The sequence below is a fragment of the Micromonospora sp. PRAS1 genome (assembly GCF_059553435.1).
Window position 1 is genome coordinate 1 of the sequence record NZ_JCANNB010000020.1, and the last position, 17,771, is coordinate 17,771.

Below are 17,771 nucleotides of genomic sequence, written 5' to 3' on the forward strand. Positions count from 1 at the left end.
GCCCGGCCCATCGGTCCACTCCCGCACCAACAGCCGCTCAGTAATCACGATCGCCATGACCGGCGATCGTAACAAAGCGACGTCCTTCAGATCCGACCGATCCGGTTGAGCAGCCGCCACCACTGATCGCCTTCAAATGCCCCATTCAGCGTCAGATACGAACGCCCAGCCACGCCCTCAAGAAAGAAATCTTCAAGGCTCGGGGAAAATTGCTCGAAACGGCTACTCATCGACCAGGGAACCCCGGTGTCCGGAAAAGTCCAAACAGTTTCGTCTGCCCTGTTGATGAACCACGGCTCGTCACTGATGACTCCACCGCAGAACCATTCGTCGGAGACCAGTCGCACCGGAGCACCGTCTGGAGTTTCCGAGTAGAACTGCATTGCCGGTGCGGTCTCCGCACCGAACATCACCACAGGTCCGCAGATGAAGCCGTCGGCCACCGCGAGGAAACGCCAGTACGTCTCGGGCGCTTCCACCGTCGGCGAGGTCTCCCGCCGCGGCGGAGGCATCGCGTTCATCATCTGCCACTCCCGGTCGAGCGGCAACGCTGAACGGATCTCCTCCGCCACGGCAACTGCTTGCGATGACGTCATCAAGGCCCCTGAACGATGATTCTGATCTGCGTGTGGTCAGGAAGGTTCCGGATCTGCGGCCAGATCTGCCGCATACCGATGGTCTGGTTCGTGTACCTGTCGAGCATCCGAAGGTTGCTTGCCGAGTCCGGACCACCCAACTGGAGCTCCCACACATGGTCGGGATCCATGCGGGTCAGAATCCTGTTCTTCAGCGCGTCCGCAAAAGCCGGATTCGTGTCACCGTACTGGTCATAGACGCGGCGAATCAGGTCAGCCTTGTACTTTCCAGTGACTGACGAGTCCCGCGACACCGGGTTTGGCGCCTTGAAGAGCTTTCCTGCGTCGCTGAGCGCCTGCAACTCTGCTGCCTTTCGGTTGAACTCCACCTTGGGCATACCCGGCTCCCAGGTGATCGTCACATCCGCTACGCAGTTGTGGACGAGGACTGGCGTGTTGCCGGCAACCACATAGTACGTGTGGGTGTTGGCGACGGTGAGGTTGTAGACGGTGGCGCGGGGGACGCTCCAGCGGTCGACAGCGGTGATCTGGACGTACGTGCCGGCGCTGGTCTGAAGCCACTGGCCGGCCTGGAGGTCGGTGGCGTCGACCCACTCGCCCAATTCGGGCACCCAGAACGGGTGACCGTCGGTGGCGGTGACCTCAGCGGTATCCGAGCCCTGGTCTCCGTCGGTGTCGATGGTGACCTTCACCAGCTGCTTGACGCCGTCACCGGTGATCGTCGCGGTGACCGTGTCCACCTCGGTACGACCGGTTTCCGGGTCGGTGACCACGACCTTGTCACCCGGCTCGACGTCCTCGACCGCCTTGGTCGTGCCGTTGGCCATCAGCACGCGGGTGCCTGGGACAAAGCTGTTCGGGACCGGGCACGATCCCCCATCCGTCGGACCGCCGCCCTTCTGGCCGCTGGTACCAGCGTTGCTGCGCTCCGAGGCACCCGACGAGCCACCCGGCTTCGAGTCGCCCTTGCCGCCACCGCCCTTGCCACCCGCACCGCTGGACGCCGCGGAGGAACCCTTCGGGTTGGCGGTGGCCTGGGCTCCCTTCTGCGTTGGGTTACCCGTCTTCTTCGACGAGTTCGCTGCCCGACTGCTCGTCGTGTTTACCTTGTCGGCGGCTTTCTTCTTCGCCGCCTGTGCGGCCTTCTTCGCCCGCTCGATCGCCAACTTCTTCGCCTGTAGTGCGGCGGCTTCGGCGGCCCGCGCCGCTGCCAGGACCGCCTCGGCGGCCCGCTTCGCGGCGTGCCACGCCTGGATCGCGGAGATGGTCCGGTTGACCGCCTTGATCACCGACGGGATCTTGGCGATCTTGCCCCAGGGGATCGCACCGATGATCAGGCTGCCGCACGCCCACATGTCACCGCCGAAGCAGTTGATCGCATCGTTGATGCCGATGAACTCCTTCAGCACGTACCAGGCCGATTCGAGGATCACCGAGACCAGGGAGCGGTTCATGTTGGCCTGTGCCTGGGCGACCATCGCCGCCGACAGGCCCGCACCGGCCAGCGCCGCCGCCATCTCCGACGGGGTCAGCGACACCGACAGACCGGTCGGGTCCGCGTGCGTCACCGGGTTGTTGTGCGCGTACGTGTAGCCGTTGTTCTGCACCGGGTCGGTGAGATCCAGGACCGGGTCCGCGGAGAGGAACCGACCCACCTCCGGGTCGTACAACCGGGCACCCAGCGGCACGAAGCCCGACGGGTCGTCGCGTACCGCGCCCAGGAAACCGAGGTTGGTCTGAAGGTTGGCCGGTGAATCGGCGACCCGCTGGTTACCGAACGGATCCTGCTTCCGGATCCGGCTGGTCATCCCCGCGGCGAGGTTCACCTCGGCGTACGGGCTGCCCTGGTGGTCACCGGCGAGGGCGACCAGGTTGGACGCGGTGCCGCTGCCGTACGCGTACCGCATCACCGCACCACCCGGCGCGGCGTACGTGCGCTGAGTGTTTAGCAGCAGCCCACCGCGCTGCACGGAGACCTGGGCCTCGCCGAGGTCGAGGGTGGCCTGCTGGCCCTGCACCTTCAGCAGCCGCGTACCACCCGGCCCGTAAATGTGCCGCGTCTCGTCCTCCGCCTCCCACACCTGGGCCGGGACACCACCGGCGCAGGCGGCGAGCACGATCGGCGTGGAGTTGGCGATGGCGCCGTTCTGCACGGCCAGACAGAGGCCGGAGGCCGCGTGCTTCAGCTGCCCCGTCGAGAGCCGCTCCACCTGCTGGGCGGGCGAGTTGTCGCAACGCTGGAGGCGCAACGCCGAGCCGGCGGTGTTGGCGGCCGGCTGGGCACACCACGAGTCGAAGATCGACAGGGTGCCGAGGTTGCCGTTGTTCTGGCCCGGCGTCGGGACGAACGCCCACTTCTGCGCGATCGTGGCGTTGCACGTGTAGAGCTGGATCGGCCGGTTCGGCTCCGCCAGGCTGGAACTCAGGTCCAGACACTTGCTGGCCAGACCCACGTACGAGGTGCGGCCCTTGCTGCCCGCTCCGGTGATCCGCTCGACCTGGCCGTCGTAGGTCCAGGAGAGTTCCTGCTGGTCACCGTTGCTGGTCGAGGTGACCGACTTGGTCTCGCCGGTCAGCTCGTACAGCCGCTTCGCCTCGGCGACGATCGCCGCACCCTGCGGGGTGGTGTAGGTCTTGGTGACGGCGTCCAGGGTGCGCGGCTGTGCCCCGCCGCCCTCCGCGCCGTAGCCGTAGCCGTAGGTGGTCTCGATGGGGCCGGTGGAGGTCCGGCCGGTCAGGTCCCGCTCGACCAGCTTCGTGCGGTTGCCGAGCAGGTCGTACTCGTACTCCTGCCAGTAACCGGTCCCGTCCGGGCCGGCAATCGCGTTGGGCGAGGTCGCGGTGCCCGGGCCGGCGTCGCAGGACGTCTGACTCGTTGCCGTCCAGGCGTTGCGGAGCTGACCCAGCGGGTCGTAGGTGAAGCACTGCCGCTCCGCGATGGTGCTGGCGTGCTCCCGGATCGAGGTGACGTTGCCGGCGTTGTCGTAGGAGTAGGAGCGGTTCGAGACCAGGTGCGAGTCCTTGACCTCGCGGAACACCTGCTGGCGCTCGAGTTCGCCGCTGGCGTCGTCGTAGTCGGCCATGGTCCACACCCGGTACGGGTGCGCGCCCAGGGTGGAGCGCAGCACCTGGCCGTACGGCGAGTAGACCGTCTCGGAGCCGTACCAGTCCTTGCCGGAGACCGACAGCGGCAGGCCGTCGGAGCTGTAGCGGACCAGCACCTTCTCGCTGGGCAGTGAACCGACCGCCGGCAGCGTGGTCGACTCGGGCAGGCCGGTGTCGGTGTAGGCGTAGTCGTAGCGGTACTCCCGGTTCAGCCCCCACGTGGTGGCGATCTGCTCCGGCAGCGTCAGCGTGGTCGAGGTCGGCTGGTAGTCCTGGGTGTAGCCGCCGATCGACTTGGTGTACGGCAGGCCGTCGGTGTACCGGGTCGACGTGGCCGGCAGGCCCTTACCGCCGGGCGCCGTGTCGTAGGTGTAGTCGGCCAGCAGGGTGCCGCCGCTGCCGCCGAGCCGCTGCTGGGTCGGGCGGGACAGCTCGTCGTACCCGTTCCACACCGTCACGCCCCGCGCGTTGGTGAGCGTGACATGCCGGTCGAGGTGGTCGTACGTGTAAGTGGTGGCGCCGGTGTCCGGATCGGTGCTCCGGGTCAGCCGGCCACGCTGGTCGTACGTCCAGGTCCACGGGACCGGGTTCGCCGAGTGGTTGGCCTGCACCAACTGGCCACGCGAGTCGTACTCGTAGTGCATGGTGGTGAACTGGGTGCGGGCGGCGTCGGTGAAGGTGTCGACCTTCGTGGTGCGGCCGAGGGCGTCGCTCCAGACCCGGTACGAGGCCGCGCCCTGCGGGTTGATCACCGTCGAGTACTCGAAGCCGTACTCGTAGCGGGTGGCCCGCTCCGGCCGTTCGGCACCGTTCAGCACGGGCAGCTCCTTGACCACCCGGCCGAGGCCGTCGTAGGTGTAGAGCGTGGCGTTCGGGACGTTGCCCGGGTTCTCCGGATCCTCGTACGGCACGAAGAGCCGGCCGATCGGCGAACCGTTGGCGAGGTAGGCGTTGTTTGTCTGCCAGATCTCACCTGCGGAGTTGTAGAGCGTGTCGGTGATCAGGCGACCGCCGTTGGTGGCCTCCACCTGGGTCTGCCGCTCCCGGCCCAACCCGTCGTAGATGGTGACCGAGGTCTGGATCCGCCCCTCGTGTCCACGGGCGAAGGTGGTGATGTACGGCGGCTTGCGGATCTTCTCGCCGGGGTTCTCCGGGTCGTCCACCACCGCCGGCAGCGCGTACTCGGCACGGAAGTCCGGCACGGCCGAGGGCGACGGGGTGCGCCCGGCAGCCCACGCCTTGACGAGACGGCCGAGCGCGTCGTACTCGGCGTGGCTGACCCGGTTGTTCGGGTCGGTGGTCTTCAGGGTGACCGCGCGGCCGGGGTCCAGTTCCCGGGTCTGTTCGTGCCCGAGCGAGTTCCGTTCCGTCACCGAGTACGCCTGACCGGTGGCGGGCGTGTAGGTGATCCGGGAGACCTTGCCGTCGGGGTCGGTACGGGTCAGCACCCGGCCGATGGCGTCGAAGCTGGTGGTGCCGTCGCTCTGGAAGCCGGAGCCGTCCGCCTTCAGCGACCAGGTCTGGGTGGCCAGGCCGCGGGTGTCCGCCGCCAGTGCCGCGCCGTAGGCGGCGCCGTCGTAGGCGACCCGGCCGGCGGAGGAGAGGGTGCTCAGATTGCTGAAGTTGGCGGCCAGGCAGGTCGTCGGACTGGTCAGGATCTGCTTGGTCAGGCCGATGATGTTCTTGTCAATGCGGTGGACGTACTCGACGTCGGTGCAGGACTCGTCGCCGCTCTTGGCGACGTCACCGAGCGACTCGATCTTCGTCGGCAGGCCGTAGTCCTCGTCGTACGTGGTTTTCGTCTCGACCACGCGGGCGTCGGCGTCGTTGGCCGAGGTCCGGGCCCAAGCCTTCGACCGGGTGTCGGTGACCCGCCACGCCCTCAGCGGGCTGAGGTCGTCGGCGTCGCGGCCACGGGTGGCCAGTACCTTGGCCACGGGATAGGTGACGCTACGGGTGAGCCACTTGTCGTCGGCGTCGCTGGCGCTGGCGTAGCTGAGTTCCTCGGCGACGCGGCCGGCGAACGGCTCCCGGTCCTTGGCGATCTCGGTGCCGCCGGCGTCCCGCACCGATGCGGAGTCGTCCAGGCCCTGGAAGAAGCGGGTGACGGACTTGGTCCGCTGGCTGCCCAGCTCCGGCTCTTCCGGTCCGGTGAGGACGGTGACCTTGGCGAAGCCGGCGAACTGCGAGTAGGTGCGGCGGGACTTCTTGGTGAACTCCTGCTCGGCGAGCTTCCAGCCGGCGTCGGCGTACGCGTACTTGGTCACCGTGGAGATGGCGCCGTCGATGGCCGGCAGTTCCTCGACCGACTCGACGACATACTTGTGGAACCAGTCGATCGTGTCGTCGTTTGTCGCGTCCGGATGCCAGTAGCTGGGGTAGCAGAGCCGCTGGTTCGCCTTCAGCCCGGCGGTCGTGGTGGGCAGGCCGGTGCCCGTGTCGCAGGCGCCCTCGGGCTTCTTGTAGGTGACGACGGTCTCGCCGCCGTACTCGTTGACGACCCGGGCGATACGCAGCCGGGAGAAGCCGGGCCGGTTGTCGTCCTTGACCCGGTTGGGCATGTCCTCGGCGTTGTGCTCGAACCGCACCGCGTTGAGCTTGGCCACGTCGCCTTCGACGCCATAACCGGTCCGGTTGATCGACTCCAGCCAGAGCGCGGTGTTGGGGCCGGTCCGCAGCACCGGGAAGGACTGCTCGAGCTTGTACTCGTCCACCTTCTGGAGCGCGGTGGAACCGCTGCGCCGCTGCGCGAAGGTGGTGATGGTCTCCAGCCGCTTGCGGGTGAAGAAGGAGGGCCCGGCGTTCCAGCACTTGCGGCCCGCGATGCACCCGAGGTCCGCCGGGGTGTCGTACCAGATCCGGTAGTCGTCCGGGACCTTGCTGTTGAAGTTCGCCTCGGAGCAGGTGAGCGAGCCCTCGGTGAAGCAGCGTTCCTTGACGTCGAACTTCACCTGGGCCAGCGGCGGGGTGGAGTAGATGTTGTTGCTGCGCTGGCCGTAGTCGATGCGCAGCAGGTAGCCGCCACGGTCGTACTCGACCGACTTCTGGAAGTTGAAGTTCTGGGCGTAGCGGTTCTTCTCCTTGGCCCACCACAGGCTCATCGCGTTGCCGTGGATGTCCTCGACGTAGTCGAGCGACCACCGCCACGCCTGGGTGCAGACCGAGCCGGCCCAGTTGTTCGCCTTGTAGCAGTCCTCGCCGTTGTGGTTGCCGTACACCGGCACGGTGAGCACCGAGTTGGTGACCGGGTCGCCGCTGGACCAGCCGGGCAGGCGATGCCGGCCGAAGTGGTACTTGGTGCCGTCCTTCGTGGTGACGATCCAGAACTCGCCGTCCTCGTCACCGTTGGCCCGCGCCGTCTCCTTGCGCAGTTCGACCTTTGACCCGTCACCGTTGGCGGTGGTCCAGGTCCCGGTGACGTCGTCGCGGACCAGTTCGGTGGTCATCCCGCCGAGCGAGAGCGTGGCGTTCTCGGAGCCCCAGCACAGGTCAGCGGTCCGGTGCTCCTTGTTGTTCGACCCCTCCTTCTTGGAGTCCTGCCGGCAGTTGGCGTAGGTACGGGTGATCGCGCCGGCCGCGTAGTCCCAGCCGTCGCCGATCCAGGAGGCCTGGTTGTTCGTGGCCGAGGTGCGCCCGTCCACCGACTGCGACGAGTAGCCCAGCGCCACCTTCGGCATCAGGCCACCGGCGGTCTCGGGGACCTGCACCTGGTACGAGTAGGTGAACGCGCCGGACGAGGAGCCCGCCGCCCAGGAGCCCGAGAAGAGCAGCGGGGTGGCGGTGAAGTCGCCGGAGGCCGAGGCACCGGTGTCCAGTACGCCGACCACGTTGCCGCCCGCGTTGGCCGCCTGGGCGTCGAGCGCGGACCGGCCGGCGGTGTCGGGCTCGACGCCGAGCAGCGGGCCGACCGGCACGGTGCTGGTGACCACCCGGCGGGCCGGGGTGTCCTCGTCCACGCCGGCGACCCGGGCGGCGCGGGCGCCGGCACCGGTGACCGGGACCAGCTCCACCTCGCTCGGCACGGCCTGCGCGCCGAGCGTCTGCGGCTCCGGGTCGTCTTCGATCAGGGCGCAGTCTCCGCCGTCCGGGTCGTCGAAGACGCAGTCGGGCAGCAGCATGACGCCGAACCGGTCGGCGGCCTGCGGGCCGTACAGGTCGGCGAAGTCCGTGTAGTCCACGTTCAGCGCGACCTCGGCGGCCGGGTCGGCGGTGGCCGGCGGGGTGACCTTCATGATCAGACCCGGCACGCCCGCGTCCTGGGACGCCTCGGGGGCGGCCAGGTCGACGGTCCAGGTGCCGGCGAGGGCCGCCGCGTCGCCGCCCTCCGGCACGCCGAGGGCGACCGGCAGGTCGTCGACCGGCAGGGCCTCGCCGGGCGCCAGCCCGGTCAGGTCCACGCTTCCGGTGCCCTGCTGCCACGCCTCGACGGCCGCCGGCTCGTACAGCTCGACCGGCTCCGGCTCGTCGGTGAGCAGGTCCGTGACGGCCTGCTCGTTCGGGTCGACCTGGTCGACCTCCGGGATGTCCGGTAGGTCGATCTCCACCCGGCTCATGCCGGGTGCGGGGATCGCGAACGCGGCGGCGGGCAGGCTCGTCACCGCCATGACCGTGGACAGCGTCAGAACGAACGCCGTACGGGTGGGGCGAACCCACCGCCGGGCCAGCAAACCGGTACCACGCATGCGCGTCGACTCCCACCCAGGCGCGAAGACGAAAGAGGAAGGTGCGGAAAACCGCGAGTAGCACGCGCCGGTTCGGCACGTGCGTGAGCACTTTCCGGCAGCGCCGACCACAACTCAAGGTCACCGAACGTCACCGCTATGAAATCGAAGTGATCCTCGTCACTCAACTTTCACCACAGTGGATCATCGATCAGCACGAAGATCGCCAAACGCACGTTCAGGCCAGGGCCGGACAAGTCGCGCCGACAAAAGCTCACGCACAAGCTCGAATCCCGGCATTTTGCGCGATGTTCGCGGAGTGAAGGTCACGAATTCATCACATTGACGGGATGGACGGGACGCCATGTCGGCATGCGATCGTGTGCCCGCGTTTCTGCCCCCGCGGCCCGCCGGAGGGGCTGTTTCCGCGCCTATCCCTGTCCGCCCGGCCCCACGGGAGTAGCCCGCCGTGACCGTGCCTCGCCTGATCAGCCCCCTCGTGCGTACCCGCACCAGGCTGACCCTCACCGGCGTCCTGCTGGCCGCACTCACCGCCGCCCTGCTGCCAGGGTGGCCCGGAGCCGAACCACGGCAGGCGGTCGTCGCCGCCCCGCCGCCGGTCCCACACGACGAGATCACGGCCCGCGACGAGGCCCGACGCACCGGTACCGAGGTGCTGGTGGAGACCGCCACGACGGCCACCTCGATGACCTGGGCACTGCCCACCGGCCAGCTGCGCACCACGATCCACGCCACGCCGCAGCGGGTCCAGGACGACGCGGGCCGCTGGACGCCTGTCGACACCACCCTTACCCACGTCGCCGACGGCCAGGACGGACTCCACATCCGACCGGTCAATCCGCCGTCTCCCGTCCGCCTCTTCGGCGGTAGCCCCGGCGGCACCGGGGAGAACGGTGGCAGCGGCGGCACCGGGGGCAGCGGGGGCGCCGGCGAGACGGTGCTCGCCGAGCTGGAACTCGACGGCCACACCATCGCGTACACCTGGCCGGGTCCGCTGCCGCAGCCGGTGCTGGACGGCCCGCGCGCGCTATACCCCGAGGTGCTGGCCGGAGTGGACCTGCTGGTGGTGGTCCGCGACGACGGCGCCGTCGCCCAGCTCCTGATCGTCAAGAACCGGGCCGCCGCCGAGTCCTCGGCCGTCCGGGCCCTGGAGTACGGCCTGCGCTCCGAGACGCTGCACTTCCGTCGGGACGCGACCACCGGTGGCGTCCAGGTGCTGGACCCGGCAGGCGGCACCGAGGTCGGCACGATCCCCACTCCGTTCGCCTGGGACTCCGCCGGCCGAGACCCGGAGGCCCCCGAGGCGCCGCCCCGCACCGCCGTCGACACCCCCGCCGACGTGCTGCGGCTCTCCGGCCTCGCCGGCAGCGAGCCGGGCGCGCGGCACGCACAGATCCCGACCCGACTCGACGGTGCGGGCACCGGCAACGCACAGCTGCACCTGGACGCCGCCGCGACCGGCCTGCTCACCGACGACGAGACCCTCTTCCCGATCTTCCTCGACCCGACGCTGAAGAGCGGCCGCCAGGCCTGGGCCACCGTCTACAAGCAGCACCCGAACACGAACACCTGGAACGGCACCAACTTCAACACCGGCACCACCGAAGCCCGGGTGGGTTACGAGCAGCAGACGCCACTAACCGCCCGCTCCTTCTGGCGGATGGGCTTCAGCACCACCATGAAGGACTCCAAGGTCAGCGAGGCCAGCTTCCGGGTGTACAACAACCACTCCTGGAACTGCACGGCCCGGCAGATGGAGCTGTACCAGACCAAGGCCATCTCCTCCGGCACCACCTGGAACAAGCAGCCGACGTGGCAGGTGTTGCAGGACAAGCAGTCCTTCGCGTACGGCTACAACACCAGTTGCAACGAGGACTACGCCCGCTTCGACGTCCAGAAGGCGGCCCAGGCCGCCGCCACCGCCGGCGCCTCGAACCTCACCCTCGGCATGCGGGCCACAAGCGAATCCGACACCCTCACCTGGCGCAAGTTCCAGATCAGCAAGTCGGAGCTGTCGGTCACCTACAACCAGACGCCCGGGGAGCCGACGAACGGCAAGACCTCCCCCGGTGGAGATTGCGTGGCGGCGCCCGGCAGCGTCACCGTGGCCAAGACCAACCTGGTCATCTCCGCGAAGGCGGTCGACAAGGACGGCAATCTGAAGTCGCTCCGGTTCCGCTTCTGGAAGACCGGGACCACCGTGCCGTCGGACACCCTGCGCACCCCCGACACCAACGGCCTGGCCAGCCTGACCATCCCCGCCGCGCAACTTGAGGACCAGGCCACCTACTCGTGGGACGTCCGCTCCGAGGATGAGGTGGGTGCCTTGTCGACCTACTTCCCGCCGGGTAGCGAGCCCTGCCGGGTCAAGATCGACGCCTCCGCGCCGCCGGCACCGGATGTCAGCAGCGACGTCTGGCTGCAGGCCACCGAGGACGGTGCCACCTGGGCAACTGCGGACTTCGGCAGCACAGGCGCCATCCGGTTCAGCGCCACCAGCGCGGTCCGGTTCACCTACGCCTTCGAGGGGGTCGGCACCCTGTCCGTGAACGCCACAAACGGCGTGGCCACGGTGCCCGACCTGAAACCCCGGCACGCCGGCCCCACCACCCTCCAGGTGTACGCCTACGACGCGGTGGGCAACCGCAGCGCCCGGACGGACTACGCGTTCTACGTGCCGCCCCGCGCCTCCGGTGACGGCGCCGGCGACGTCACCGGTGACGGAGTTCCCGACCTGATCCTCGTCGACAACAACGGCAATCTGCGCAGCTACGCGGGCGACCGCCCGGCGGAAGGAACCGGACCCGACAACGGTGAGCTGTACGGCTGGGTGTACGCCTCGTACGACAACTCCGGCACCCTGAACCCGCCCGGTCACTGGTGGAACCCGACCACCAGCAAGGCCGCATTGATCACCAAGCACTCCGACGCGTACCCGGGTGACGGCCTCACCGACCTGTTCGCCCGTACGCCCGACGGCGGGTTCTGGCTCTACCCGGGTGACGGGTACGGCAGCTTCAACGTCGACAAGCGGCTACGCATCATGCTGCCGGCCAACGCGCCGAACCCGTCGACCTGGACGCAGATCAAGGCGCTCGGCGACATCACCGGTGACAAGAAGCCAGACCTGGCGCTGCGCTCCGGTGCGGAGTTCTGGGTGCTCTCCGGGTACACCGGGGCCGCCTTCGAGGAGGCGACCCTGATGAACCACGACGCCTGGGCCCGCCGCGAGGTGCTCAACATCGCCGACATCGACCTGGACGGCACGCCCGACCTGCTCTGGCGCAACCTGGACGCTGGCACCATGTACATCCGGCACGGTCGGCCGGGCGCGGTCGCCGGCAGCGTCGACCTGAACTCGCTGAAGCTGGCGAACAACAGCCGCGACGGCGACGTCAGCTACGGCACGTCCTGGACCGAGGCGGCGATCGGTGTCGTCGTCAGCATCCCCGACATCAACCGGGACGGGATCCCGGACATGTGGGTCCGTTACGAGTCCAACGGCAACATGCACATCTACCACCCGTCCAAGACCAACACCGGGCAGTCCAAGAAGGTCGTCCTCAGCGCCGACTGGCGGCTCTACCGCGCCTTCGGCTGAGCGGCCCCGCCCGGCGACGGGCTGAGCAGTGGTTTCCCGGCGACGGGCTGAGCAGGAGTTGCACTGCTCAGCCCGTCGCCGGTTGCTACCGGTGCCCTACCTCACCACCAGAGTGCGGCGGCCACCTGCGGGTACAGGCCCTCGGGGTGGGCCCGGAAGAGCGGCTCGGTGCCGAAGAGGGTCACCTTCGCGCCCTTCGCCTCGCCACTGACCACCACCGCGTGCCCGGCCGCGGCCTCCTGACCGCCCCAGTGACCCGCGAGGAAGAAGCCCTCGCCGGCCAGCCGCTGGTCGACGCGTACGCCGTCACCGACGCGGGTGAAGTACTGCGGTGCGTCGACAAACGCGGTCGGCAGCGCGTTGCCCGTGATCGGCGAAGCCGGGTCGTTCACCACCTTGACGATGCCGTTCGCATCGCTGCGGCCCGCCGCGATGGTCACGTCGAGCAGCCCGGCGCGGTCGTTGAACTGCTTACCGCTCGCACCGCGGCCCACCACGGTCCCCCCGTCCGCCAGCCACCTGTCGAACGCGGCGCGCTGCGTGGCGTCCAGGCTCAGCGGGTTGAACGCCGTCGACGAGACGTAGAGGGCGTCGAAGTCGGCGAAGGACAGGGTGCGGTTGTTGAACGCGGTGTGCGTCACGGAGATCGGGTCGAAGCCCATCTGCCGCAGGGCGAAGATCTCACCCGCGTTTGCCGCGACACCGAGCCGGGTCTTCGACACCGGCTCGGCGGTGCGTACCTGCGGCGGGGTGAGCCTGGTGAACTCGACACCGTACGCCTCGGCGATCGCCCGGACGACGGAGACGTCCCCCGGCACCACGAAGGTGCCGTCGGCGGTCCTGGACACCGCGACCCCGTCGGCGAGCAGCCGGTTGACGGCCTGGATGCCCGCCACCGAGTCGACCACCAGACCGTAGTTCGCCTGCTTGCCCGGCGCCACGGCACCGGTGGCCCGGGCCTCGGTCACCGGCCGCAGCGCCTGCGTGTCCAGGCTGACGTCCGCACCAACCCGCTGCACGGTCGCACCCCAGAGGTGACCGTGGCTCCAGGCCGAGATGTCGTACATCGCGTTGAAGTCGTTCGTCACGTCCCGCCCGACCTCCAGCAGGGCACTGGCCAGGCCACGCTTGGCCTGGCGCATGTCCACGACGTAGGTGCCGGCCTCGTAGTGCGTCCCGCCCAGCTTGACCGGTCGCCAGGCGCGGTGGACCTTGAGGTCGTTGTCGAGCATGAACTGCACCAGCCGGGCCGCCGCGGTGGCGCTGCGCTGGTCCGTGCCGGCCGGAATGACGTACGCGCGGGCGAAGTCCTGAAGGTGCGTCTTGGCGTTGTCGCCACGCGCCAGCGAGATCGCCAGCGGGTCGTCGATCGGTCGGGTCGACTCGCCATCGACGCCCCGCCGGAACCATTCGAGCTGGTTGGCGAGCAGCTCCGCCCGGTTCTCGGTGGCGTAGCCGAGGTTCCCCTTGATCGAGGCCACCGCGACTGCGGTGTTGATCCGGGTCCGCTCGTGCCGCTCGGTCACGGTCAGGTTGCCGCGCGGGTTGAGCGGCACCTCGATGGTGTGCCCGATGGTGCCGTGGTACATCGAGTACATCGGCGTGAAGATCGGCGGCCAGTCGTCCCAGCCCTGGGTCCGGTCCCGGAACGGGATGTCGCTGCGCCGGGTGCCGTCCGGGTTCTGGCAGGTGGCGCGGGTCTCGCCGGTGGCGAGAATGGCCTGCTCCATGGCCAGCGCGTTGCGCAGCGCGTGCCTGATGTAGAGGTCGTACTCGTAGTTGTCACCGTGCGGGCCGGTGGTCGGCTCGATCAGCGTGCAGGAGACGTACCCGTGGATGTCCAGCATGGTCAGCGGGCTGTAGCGGACCAGCTGCGCGCGCACGGCGCGGACCTCGGGCTGGGACGCGGTGATGTAGTCCCGGTTCATGTCGAAGCCGTTGGCGTTGGCCCGGGTCGCTGCCACCCGACCGTCCGGGTTGTTGGTGACCACGAAGGCGATCACGTGCTTGTCGAGCATCTCCACGACCGCCGGGTCGGTGGAGAAGGCCAGCTCCCGCAACACCTGGAGGCTGGCGTCGGTACCTTCCCACTCGTTGCCGTGGATGTTGTTGTTGATGAACAGCGGGGTACGCCAGTTGGCGTAGTCACCGGCCGCGAACTTGGCCTGGGCCGCGTGCGGATCGCTGAACCGCAGGTCCGACAGCTGCTGCCAGCTCTTCCACTGGCTGTCGCTCATCGGCGCGGTCGCCACCACCAGGTGCAGGTCACGGCCGAGCACGGACTGCCCGATGACCTCCACGCTGATCCGGTCGCTGCGCTGGAGGTCACGCAGGGCGGGCGGGATGTCGTGGTACGGGATGAGGTTGTACGCGATCGACGCGTCGGTCAGCTCCACCGGCGCGTCGGCGATGACATCGTTTCGCGGCTTGCCGGACAGCTTCGCCGACGGTGCCGGCTGGCTTGGTTGCCGGCCGGGGGCGTCGGCGGAGCGGCCGCGCTGGCCGGATCCGGTGCCGAAGGGTAGCTCGGTGTCGGACGGCCCTCGCGGCGACGCGGCGGCCGGGTCGGCGGCTTCCGGGTCGGCCGGCGCCGCCACGGCGGCGGACGCCGGGCCGAACAGCAGCACGGCGGCGAGTAGGGCGGTCACTGATCGTCTCAAGGCCACGCAGGAACCTCGCTTCGAGGGGGTAGGGCGCCGAAGGCGACTCTTGATCGCCAAGGCGACGATGATTGGCTGTTCTACCAGCCAGGACAGTGCAAGTCGATAGCCTTCGTACTGTTCCGACCGGGCGGCCACCCCCGGTGACCTGGCCGGGTCGGGTGAGCCGGGCCAGGTGAGCCGGGGCACGGTTGCCGGTGCGGACGACGGGGAAATGAAGCGCGATGAGTGGTGCGTGGCAGCGGACGAGGCGGATAATCCGAGCCGCCTTCCGGCCGGTACGCGGTCGGGACCTGTCGCTGCACGCCGCCGCGATCACGTTCTACGGGGCGATCGCCGTGGTGCCGGTGGCCCTGCTGGCGATCTGGCTGACCACGCTGGTGGCCGGCGCGGAGCGGGTGCACCGGCTCGTCGGGTACGCCATCAACGCCCTGCCCGACGCGATCGGCGCGCCCTCGGCGGTGGCCGCCCTGTTCGAGGCCGGGGTGAACCTGACGCCGTGGCTGGCGCTGGCCGCGGTGCTGCCGGCGTCGCTCTACGGCGAGGGGTTGCGCCGGGCGTTCGTCTCGGTCGCGGCGCCCCGCAGCGACGAACACCTGGTCGGCTGGCGGGGGCGGTTGCTGCTGCTGCCGTTGCTCGCCCCCGCCCCGGCCCTGCTGCTGGCGATCCTGCTGGCCCTGCCGACCACCACCGGGCTGGTCCGGCGCGGCGGCTGGGTGGGCGCGCTCGGGGTGGTGCTCTCTTTCCTGGCGGTGTGGCTGGTGCTCACCCCGGTGCTGCTCTGGGTGTTCCGGGTGGTTGGTCCGGCCTCGCCGGACTGGCTCTCCGCGCTGGGCGTCGGCTCGTTCACGGCAGCGAACCTCTCCGGATTCCTCCACGGTTTCGTCCTGTTCGCCTCGCTCCCGCTCGACCTCGGAGTGCCCTTCGGCGGCCTGGACGTGGTGGGTGGCGCGGTGGCCGTCCTGCTCTGGCTCTACCTATTCCATGTGATCGTGTTGGCCGGCTACTCGGCCACCCTCGCCCTCGCCGGTTGGCGGGAGCGGCGTCAGCGGCGGAACGGCCCGGTCACCTCGTAGGTGATGCCGCCGGAGCCGGTGGCGTCGCCGCTGGTGCCACGCTGCGAGGAGAAGTAGAGGCGCGAGCCGTCGGGGCTGAAGGCCGGTCCGGTGATCTCCGACGACGACTGGCCGGGCAGTCGCAGGAACGGCCTGCAACCGGCCGGTCCGCAGGTCGCCCCAGGTGTCCGGGACGAACCGGTAGAAACAGCCGTCGCCCTCGTCCTCGGTCAGGTAGACCACCCGGCGCTCCGGGTCGCAGGCCGCCGCCTCGTGCTTGAACCGACCCATCCGGGTGCGCTCCTCGGCGCTGCGGCTGCCGTCCGGCCCGACGCTAAGCCCGCCCGGGCATCGAGGAAACCCTCTTCCGCGTGAACCCCACATGACACCTTGACCCACCCGCGGATCCGGGATTCGAGGGTTAGGGTGCGGGGATGACGGGTGGTGAGTTGCCGGGCAGGGTCGACGTGGTGGTGGTCGGGTCCGGGCACAACGGCTTGGTGTCGGCGATCCTGTTGGCCCGCGCCGGGCTGGACGTGCTGGTGCTGGAGGCGGCCGACGTGATCGGCGGGGCCACCCGCACCGAGAACCCGTTCCCCAGGGTGCCCGAGCTGCGCCACTCGACCGGCTCCTACCTGCTCGGGCTGATGCCCCCGGAACTGCTCGCCACGCTCGACGTGCGCATCCCGGTGCTGCGCCGGGACCCGCACTACTTCCTGCCCACCCCGGGCGGCGTCGGATCGCCGTACCTGCTCTTCGGCACCGACACCGCGGCCACCCGCGCGCAGCTCGCCGAGTTCTTCTCCCCCGCCGACGTGGCCGCCGACGACGCGATGCAGGCCGAGCTGGCCGAGCTGCGCGAGGACCTCGCCCCGGCCTGGCTGGCCGAGCCGCTGCCAGTGGAGCAGACCGCCGACCGTTACCTCCGGCCCGCGCTGCGCGAGGTCTTCATCGACCTGGTACGCGGGTCGGTCGCCGACTACCTGGCCCGCTTCGATTTCCGCTCCGAGCTGCTGGTCAGCATGTACGCGGTCACCGACGGGCTCTCCGGGCTCAACGCCGGGCCGGACGACCCGGGCACCGGGCACAACTTCCTGGTGCACAACATGTGCCGGCTGCCCGGCTCGGGCGGCACCTGGATGATCGCCGAAGGCGGCATGGGCACGGTGTCGCGCACCTTCGCCGAGGCGGCCCGAGCCGCCGGCGCCCGGATCGTCACCGGCGCGCGGGTCACCTCGATCACCCTCGACGGCGGCGCGGCCTCCGGTGTCGTGCTCGCCGACGGGCGCGAGGTCGCCGCCGAGGTGGTGCTCGGCGCCTGTGACCCGTACCGGCTGATGGAGCTGCTGCCCGACGGGGCGCTGCCGACCACGCTGACCGGGCGGATGGCGGCGGTCCGGCGCACCGGCACCACCCTCAAACTCAACCTGGCGCTGCGCGGCCTGCCCCGCTTCTCCTGCCTGCCGGCGGGCGCACCGAGCCCGTTCGGCTCGACCATCCACCTGCTGCCCGGCTCGGCTTCGCTTACCGGCGGCGGTGCCGAGTCACCGATGGCGGCGCTGCGGGCCATGTGGGCCGACGTACGCGCCGGACGGCTGCCGGCAGAGCCGACAATCGAGTGGTACCTGCACACCACCGTCGACCCGTCGCTGGCCGACCCGGCCGGGCACCACTCGTCGGCGCTCTTCGTCCAGTCGGTGCCGTACGAGCTGGCCGACACCGACTGGGACGCGGCGTTGCCCGGCTACGTCGAGCAGCTGGTGGCGATCTGCGAACGGTACGCCCCGGGCACCGGCGACCTGATCGCCGACGCCGTACCACTGCCCCCACCCGGCATCGAGGCGCACTTCGGCATCACCGGCGGGCACATCCACCACGTCGACAACACCGTCTCGTTCGCCGACCGGATGCCGTACGCCACCGGCGTCGACGGCGTGTACGCGGGCAGCGCCGGCTGCCACCCGGCGGGCAGCGTCATCGGCGCCGCCGGCCACAACGCCGCCCAGCGCATTCTTCAGGACCTAAGGAAGGGCCCCCTATTAACGCCTGGTGTATAGGAAGGGCCCCTTCTT

The 17,771-nt window shown here is 69.6% G+C and carries 7 protein-coding genes and 1 pseudogene; 4 read left to right on the forward strand and 4 right to left on the reverse strand.

Annotated features, from left to right (window positions below; genetic code table 11):
- Nucleotides 1-86: 86 nt before the first annotated feature.
- Nucleotides 87-572, reverse strand: coding sequence for a hypothetical protein (locus AC507J_RS19290; RefSeq protein ID WP_496290569.1), 486 nt, complete (start codon nt 570-572; stop codon nt 87-89).
- A 23-nt stretch (nt 573-595) separates the two neighbouring features.
- Complete coding sequence (locus AC507J_RS19295) at nt 596-8,383, reverse strand: ricin-type beta-trefoil lectin domain protein (protein WP_496290570.1); 7,788 nt, start codon at nt 8,381-8,383, stop codon at nt 596-598.
- Nucleotides 8,384-8,466: 83 nt separating this feature from the next.
- Here AC507J_RS19295 and AC507J_RS19300 point away from each other — a divergent pair, with 83 nt between their 5' ends.
- Together AC507J_RS19300 and AC507J_RS19305 are read left to right on the forward strand one after the other, a co-directional pair.
- Nucleotides 8,467-8,685, forward strand: a complete 219-nt coding sequence (locus tag AC507J_RS19300) for a hypothetical protein (protein ID WP_496290571.1) — start codon at nt 8,467-8,469, stop codon at nt 8,683-8,685.
- A gap of 146 nt (nt 8,686-8,831) precedes the next feature.
- A complete protein-coding gene (locus tag AC507J_RS19305; protein WP_496290572.1) occupies nt 8,832-11,984 on the forward strand; it encodes an FG-GAP repeat domain-containing protein in 3,153 nt (1,050 codons plus the stop codon).
- 101 nt (nt 11,985-12,085) lie between these two features.
- Here AC507J_RS19305 and AC507J_RS19310 read toward each other — a convergent pair whose 3' ends face one another.
- The gene (locus tag AC507J_RS19310) at nt 12,086-14,644 is read right to left on the reverse strand and encodes a M14 family metallopeptidase (protein ID WP_496290573.1); all 2,559 of its coding nucleotides are present in this window, start codon (nt 14,642-14,644) and stop codon (nt 12,086-12,088) included.
- A 224-nt stretch (nt 14,645-14,868) separates the two neighbouring features.
- Between AC507J_RS19310 and AC507J_RS19315 the strand changes: the two genes are divergently transcribed.
- Nucleotides 14,869-15,720: a YhjD/YihY/BrkB family envelope integrity protein gene (locus tag AC507J_RS19315; RefSeq protein WP_496290574.1), complete on the forward strand. Its 852-nt coding sequence runs from the start codon at nt 14,869-14,871 to the stop codon at nt 15,718-15,720.
- On the opposite strand, the pseudogene AC507J_RS19320 reads toward AC507J_RS19315, so the two are convergent.
- Nucleotides 15,690-16,026: pseudogene (locus AC507J_RS19320) on the reverse strand (alkaline phosphatase PhoX); the annotation flags it as partial. The gene AC507J_RS19315 and the pseudogene AC507J_RS19320 sit on opposite strands and share 31 nt — an antisense overlap.
- Nucleotides 16,027-16,133: 107 nt before the next feature.
- Between AC507J_RS19320 and AC507J_RS19325 the strand changes: the two are divergent.
- Entirely contained in the window at nt 16,134-17,756 is a 1,623-nt protein-coding gene (locus AC507J_RS19325) for a phytoene desaturase family protein (RefSeq protein WP_496290575.1), read from the forward strand.
- The last annotated feature ends 15 nt before the right edge of the window (nt 17,757-17,771 follow it).

Excerpts from the sequence above, each read along its gene's own strand:
- AC507J_RS19295 (WP_496290570.1), bottom strand. The coding sequence starts at position 8,383 with ATGCGTGGTACCGGTTTGCTGGCCCGGCGGTGGGTTCGCCCCACCCGT.
- AC507J_RS19315 (WP_496290574.1), top strand. The coding sequence starts at position 14,869 with ATGAGTGGTGCGTGGCAGCGGACGAGGCGGATAATCCGAGCCGCCTTC.
- AC507J_RS19325 (WP_496290575.1), top strand. The coding sequence starts at position 16,134 with ATGACGGGTGGTGAGTTGCCGGGCAGGGTCGACGTGGTGGTGGTCGGG.